The sequence below is a fragment of the uncultured Limnohabitans sp. genome, from assembly GCF_937889215.1.
Lineage (GTDB): Bacteria > Pseudomonadota > Gammaproteobacteria > Burkholderiales > Burkholderiaceae_C > Limnohabitans_A.
The window spans coordinates 1-5,767 of the sequence record NZ_CALBEX010000570.1 but is presented as its reverse complement, the minus strand read 5'-3'; the positions used below and the strand labels follow the sequence as shown (position 1 = coordinate 5,767).

Annotated in this window: 6 protein-coding genes and 1 pseudogene; 5 read left to right on the top strand and 2 right to left on the bottom strand. The window is 54.4% G+C overall.

What is annotated here, in order from left to right; translation table 11 throughout:
- Positions 1–204: 204 nt before the first annotated feature.
- Together Q0341_RS14265 and Q0341_RS14260 are read right to left on the bottom strand one after the other, a co-directional pair.
- Positions 205–1,080 (bottom strand): metallophosphoesterase, encoded by an 876-nt coding sequence (locus Q0341_RS14265; protein ID WP_299514652.1) that lies wholly within the window; start codon positions 1,078–1,080, stop codon positions 205–207.
- Positions 1,077–2,054 (bottom strand): LysR family transcriptional regulator, encoded by a 978-nt coding sequence (locus Q0341_RS14260; RefSeq protein ID WP_299514650.1) that lies wholly within the window; start codon positions 2,052–2,054, stop codon positions 1,077–1,079. Before Q0341_RS14260 ends, Q0341_RS14265 begins: the two co-directional genes overlap by 4 nt.
- A gap of 146 nt (positions 2,055–2,200) precedes the next feature.
- On the opposite strand from Q0341_RS14260, the gene Q0341_RS14255 reads away from it, so the two are divergent.
- From Q0341_RS14255 to Q0341_RS14235, 5 genes and pseudogenes are all read left to right on the top strand, one after another.
- Entirely contained in the window at positions 2,201–2,671 is a 471-nt protein-coding gene (locus Q0341_RS14255) for a hypothetical protein (RefSeq protein WP_299514647.1), read from the top strand.
- A gap of 192 nt (positions 2,672–2,863) precedes the next feature.
- Entirely contained in the window at positions 2,864–2,989 is a 126-nt protein-coding gene (locus Q0341_RS14250) for a hypothetical protein (protein ID WP_299514644.1), read from the top strand.
- Between the two features lie 12 nt (positions 2,990–3,001).
- Positions 3,002–4,105, top strand: a pseudogene (locus tag Q0341_RS14245) (ABC transporter substrate-binding protein); the annotation flags it as partial.
- Positions 4,105–5,028, top strand: a complete 924-nt coding sequence (locus Q0341_RS14240) for a sugar ABC transporter permease (protein WP_299514642.1) — start codon at positions 4,105–4,107, stop codon at positions 5,026–5,028. The pseudogene Q0341_RS14245 and the gene Q0341_RS14240, both read left to right, overlap by 1 nt.
- Positions 5,025–5,767 (top strand): carbohydrate ABC transporter permease (locus tag Q0341_RS14235; protein WP_299514640.1); only part of this gene is annotated, 743 nt, incomplete at its 3' end. The genes Q0341_RS14240 and Q0341_RS14235, both read left to right, overlap by 4 nt.

Genomic DNA, 5,767 nt, shown 5'->3' with positions numbered 1-5,767 from the left:
TAAAAGAAAAACACGTTCACAGGCATTGAGAAAAATCATACAAGGTCGGGCCTTGACGGTCCGGCATATGTTTTGTCGCGCAGCGACATGTTCAAGTGACGTTGGTGCACAACGTCGGACCTGAAGGCACCGACCTACAAAGACCGATCCCCTGTAGGTCGGGCCTTTATGGTCCGACAGGTGTCTCGTCGTGCAGCGACATGTTCAAAGCACTTGCAGCACACATTGCGGTTTGAACATCACTTGTTCGTTTTTGCGCGCATAGCCCAGCGGGTTGGCCACCACGCGGCAGCCGTTTTGGGTGTAGTCGCTCGCGCAGTGCAAATGGCCGTGCAGCCACAACTGGGCGTGGGGCAGCAAGTGGTCGAGCGCGTTGCAAAAACCCGCTGTACCCGGCACATGGCCGTAGCGCGGATCGGCGCTGCCCAAGCTGGGCGCAAAGTGCGTGACTACCACGGTGGGGCCTGCAAAAGGGGCATGCAGCGCAGCGCTCAGCCAGTCCTGGCATTGCAGGGCTTGCTCACGCATCCCCTCAGCCAGCCAAGGTTCGGCTTGCCTTGTGGTCAGGGTTTTGCGCAGGTAATAGTTGGCGGCCCGAAAGGCTTTATCGCGGGCTTTGAGCTGGCGCGTGTATTGGCTGTTGGGGTGGCTGAAATGCGCTGGAATTTTGTCGGTCAGCGGGTCGGGTATGGCTTGCCCAGCCAGCGGGCCCAGCGCATCAAAGTCGGTCCACAACGTGGTGCCGACAAACCGCACGCCGCCTAATTGCAGCACCTCGCGCTCCAGCCAGGTGATGCCCAGCCGCTCGCAAGTTTGGCGCAGCCGGGCATGGGCGTCGTCAAAGTCCAGCCCATCGTATTCATGGTTGCCGGGCACAAACAGCACTGGGGTGGGCCAGCCGTGCAGTGGTGAAAACCGCGCCAGGCCAAAGTCTGCATCTCCTGCTGCGGCCAGGGCCGAGCCGGTTTGGTAAGAACCAATGTCGCCTGCGAGCACCAGCACATCGGCATCTGGCGCGGCGGTGGGCGCGAATGTGGGGTTGGACTCCAGGTGCAGGTCCGACAGGAGCTGAATGTTCATGTTTTGACTTCGGTGGAAAAGGCCTGTTGGGCCACCAGTTGCAGCTGGTCGCGCAGCCATTGGTGCGGTCTGTCTTGTTCGCGTTTGCGGTGCCAAAGGGCATGCACTTGCACAGGCGGCACCTCAAAGGGCAGCTCGTGCAGCACCAGCTCTTTGGTCATGCCCGTGGTGGGCACAAAGTGGCGGGGCAGCACCGTCAGCAAATCGGAATTGACCACCACACGCCCAGCGGTAAAAAACTGGTTGACGGTGAGCACGATGCGCCGCTGCTGCTCGATCGCGGCCAGGGCCTCATCGATAAAGCCGTACGCACGCCCAGAAAAACTGACCAGCAAATGACGCGCCGCGCAATAGTCTTGCAGGGTGATCGGGCGTTTGGCCAATGGGTGCCCCTTGCGCATCACACACACGTATTCGCCTGAATACAGGCGCTTGTGGGCGTAAGCGACAGCCTCGCCCGATTGGGCGCGGGCTGTCAAATCGGTCAACACCGCCGGAAAGTAGCCCAGCGCAATGTCGGCGGTGCCATCGCTCAACAGTTGCCGTGGATCGCGTGTGGTCAGCGGCAATACGCGCAAGGACACGCCGGGCGCTTGCAGTTCCATTTCGCGTGCCAGTCCGCTCATGAGTTCGGCTGCCGTGGCGTCTGCCATGGCCAATACAAAGGTGCTGTTGGCCTGACCAGGCTCAAAAGCGCTGGGCACGATGGCCGCTTGCAGCTCCCGCAAGGCGCCCCGAACGCTGGGCCAAAGCGCCAAAGCCCGTGGCGTCGGCTCGATCCCGTGGCCGTGGCGGCGAACCAGTTCGTCGCCTAATGCGTCGCGAAGTCGGCGCAAGGCATTGCTCACGGCCGGCTGGGTCAGGGCCAAGTTCTGCGCGGCGCGGGTCAGGCTGCGCTCGGCCATGACTTCGTCAAACACCCGCAGCAAGTTCAGGTCGAGGTTGCGAAAGGTGGCCGGGATGGGGGTGTTCATGGTGATGGCTTTATCTATCACCATTATGAATGAATGACATCATGAATATAAAGTTGAACGGCATTGGTAAAAACCCTATGATTCGGCTCATGGTTTTGATAACTTGGATTGCCAAAGAAAACAAAAGCGAATCAAGGGAACACAAAATGAACACCGCTACCAAATCAATCTTAGGCCAAATGCCCACCCCCGCCGCAGCTGCTGCAGTGGCCCCATCATCCACCAAACTCGTGGCGAGCCTCATGCTGGCCGCTGGGGTGGCCGCATTGGTGGTCATCACCAACCAAATGATCGACACCTGGGCTGAAACCCATGTTGTGGCGGCTTGGCTGGCCCTGTGGGCTGTTGCAGCATTGGCGATTGGCCTGTTGCGAGGCGTCACACGCGCACTGGCGCAAAACCTGATGACCGGTCTGGACAGCTGGTCTGCCCAGGTGGCCCGCCGCCGTGCAGACGAGCGCCTGTGGGCCATGGCGCAAACCGATTCACGTTTGATGAGCGATTTGCAAGTGGCCATGGACCGTGCTGTCCAAGACAAAGCACCGGCCCAGAACCTGGAAACTCTGATGACCCGCCGCGCTTCCAGAATGGTGCGCGATCGTCTCTATTACATCTGAGTCGGTCATAGCTTGCCCGAAGGGCAAGGCACACCGTCAACTTAAAGCAAAAAAGGCCACTCAAAGAGTGGCCTTTTTGCTTTGAATGTCAAAAATTGGCAAGGTATGTAGAACAAGTAGAAACCCTTGGTTGACTTGACAGTGATTTAACCTTGCTTAAAAATGAAAGCGCTTTCACAAACAGGGACCAATATGAAAAAAATCGCTTCATTTGTCGTTTGCGCCTTGTCATTGAACATGGCCATGGCACAGAAAACGACCATCACTGTCGCAGCATTTCCTGCGGTAGATGAAATCGTCAAAGCGTCATTACAATAATGGCAAAAGAAAAACCCAAACGTAGAGGTCAAAGTGGTTGGGCGGGAATACGCAGACCATCACACAGCCATGACAACGGCTTTGGCGACATCAACCGGTTTGCCAGATGTGATGACCATCGAGTACGGTTACTTGGGTCGGTTTGCACAAAGTGGGGGTCTGGAAGATCTGGAAAAGTCACCCTACCAGGTGGGTCAGTTTGATCCCAAGTTGGTGACATACGCCATGGCCCAAGGCCGATCTGCAAACTACGGTCAAGTGGCGATTCCCACCGACATCGGCCCGGGTGCCATGTTCTATAGAAACGACTTGTTGGCCAAAGCGAAGGTCAAAGAATCAGAATTGACACAGTCATGGGATAGCTTTATTCAAAGTGGTCAAAAGATCAAAAAAAGCACAGGCGCTTACTTGGTCGCCCATGCACGAGATGTCAAGGACATCTTGATCAGGACAGGCATACCTGAAGGGCAGGGCGTTTACTTCAATGCAGAGGGTAAATCCGTCATTGACTCGTCGCCACGCTTTAAAAGAGGCTTTGAACTTGCCCAAAAAATAAGGGCAGAGGGCTTGGATGCCAAGATCAACCCTTGGTCCAACGAATGGGGCGAGTCGCTCAAGCGCGGAACAGTCACCGTGCAAATGATGGGCGCTTGGTTGGGAGGGCACCTGCAAAATTGGCTCGCACCCAACACCAGTGGCATGTGGCGGTCAACGGTTTTGCCAGAGCGTGTTGCCACCTCTTGGGGTGGAACCTTCTACGCGATACCCAAAAAAGCAGTGAACAAAGCCATTGCGTGGGATCTGATCCAGCACCTGACCCTGAACAGCAAACAACAACAGATGGCGTTTGAAAAGTTCAATGCATTCCCTGCCCTGATCGAGGCGCAGAGTGGTACGTTCTTTGAACAACCAGTGGCATTTTTGGGTGGCCAAAAGGCACGTATTGAATGGAAAAATACAGCTTTACAAATCAAGCCCACCACGGTCTTCAAAAACGACAGTGTGGCTGAAGAGATCGTGAATGCTGAGTTGGACCTTGTCCTCAATAAAAACAAACCAATTGAACAGGCGTTGAAAGATGCGCACCGTTTGGTGCAAAGAAGATCCAGCCGATAATGAAACCGATCTTGAAGCCAGCGGCAGCACCGTACGTGCTGATCAGTCCATTTTTATTGCTGTTCCTGGTATTTGGTTTGTTTCCGATCGTGTTTTCGTTTGTCCTCATGTTCCATATGTGGGATCCCGTTCAGGGACTCGGATCAATGGAATATGTGGGGCTGGAAAACCTCATCTTCGCCATCGAGGATCCACTGGTCTGGACTTCAATGGGCAATACCTTGTGGATGGCTTTGGCGTCAGGCATGCCTCAGCACTTGGTGGCAATTCCATTGGCTTACTTGATCAATGAAAAATTAGGGCGCTGGAGAAACGCCGCCATGGCGGCGTATTTTTTGCCTTACATCACATCCACGGTGGCCATTGCCATCATGTTCAGTACCTTGTTCTCCACCGATTACGGCATGGTGAACGCCGCCTTGGCGGAATTGGCGAAATGGCCACTGCTCAATGGTGTGTTGCCTGCTGAGAACATCGATTGGTTGGGCAGCCCAGAAGCGATCAAACCCGTGGTGTCGGCCGTTGTTTTTTGGCGGTATCTGGGATTCAACGTGATTTTGTACGTGGCAGCCATGCAGAGTATTCCACGAGATCTGTACGAAGCCGCGCGCATGGATGGGGCTAAAAGTTGGCAACAATTTTGGTTCATTACCTTGCCGCAACTCAAACCCATCATGTTTTTCGGCGTGACCTTGACGGTAATTGGTGGCTTGCAACTTTTTGAGGAGCCCTTCATTTTGACGGGTGGAAAAGGGGGCCCGGAGTACTCGGGAATGACCACTGCCATGTACATGTACCGGACAGCCTTCGACTTCAATGATTTTGGTTTGGCGAGTGCTATTTCGTGGATGCTGTTCGTGATTATTTTGGTCATGACGCTGATCACAAACAAAGCCTTTAAAAACAAAGAAGGTCAGACATGAGTGCGTCAATGTCAGAAAACAATCCGACTCTGGGGCTGGGTGGGTGGGTGCTCATCACGCTCGGGGCTTTGTTGATGCTGGGACCGTTTTATTTCATGTTCGTGTTTGCAACACAACCCCGAGCAGAAATATTCAGCGTACCGCCACCTTTGTTTTTTGGGGACCATTTCCTCGAAAATATGAAAATTCTCATGGGAAAAATCCCATTTTGGAAGAATTTGGGCTGGTCTTTGTATGTGGGTTTGATGGGCACAGCGCTGACCTTGCTGTTTTGCTCCATGGCGGGATTTGCATTTGCGGTGTATGAGTTTCGCTATAAAAAAATGCTGTTTGCTTTAGTCATGGGCACCATGCTCGTGCCTTCATTTTTGGGCATGATCCCGACGTTTCTCATCATGGATGCGCTCAACTGGATCGACCAACCTAGGGCGCTTTATATACCGGGGGCTGCCCCTGCCATGGGTATTTTTCTCATGCGCCAGTACATCACCTCAGCGATACCCAAAGAGTTGATTGAGGCGGCCCGCATGGACAACTGCGGTGAATTTCGAATTTACTGGAGTGTTGTCGTGCCCTTGCTTGGGCCTGCGTTTGGCACGCTCGGATTGATCGCGTTCATCGCATCGTGGAATAACTTTATCGGCCCGTTGGTGGTCATGCGTTCACCCGAAATGTACACATTTCCCTTGGCGCTGCGGAGCGTACAAAGCCCGGTGGACACTGAATGGGGTGCACTGAT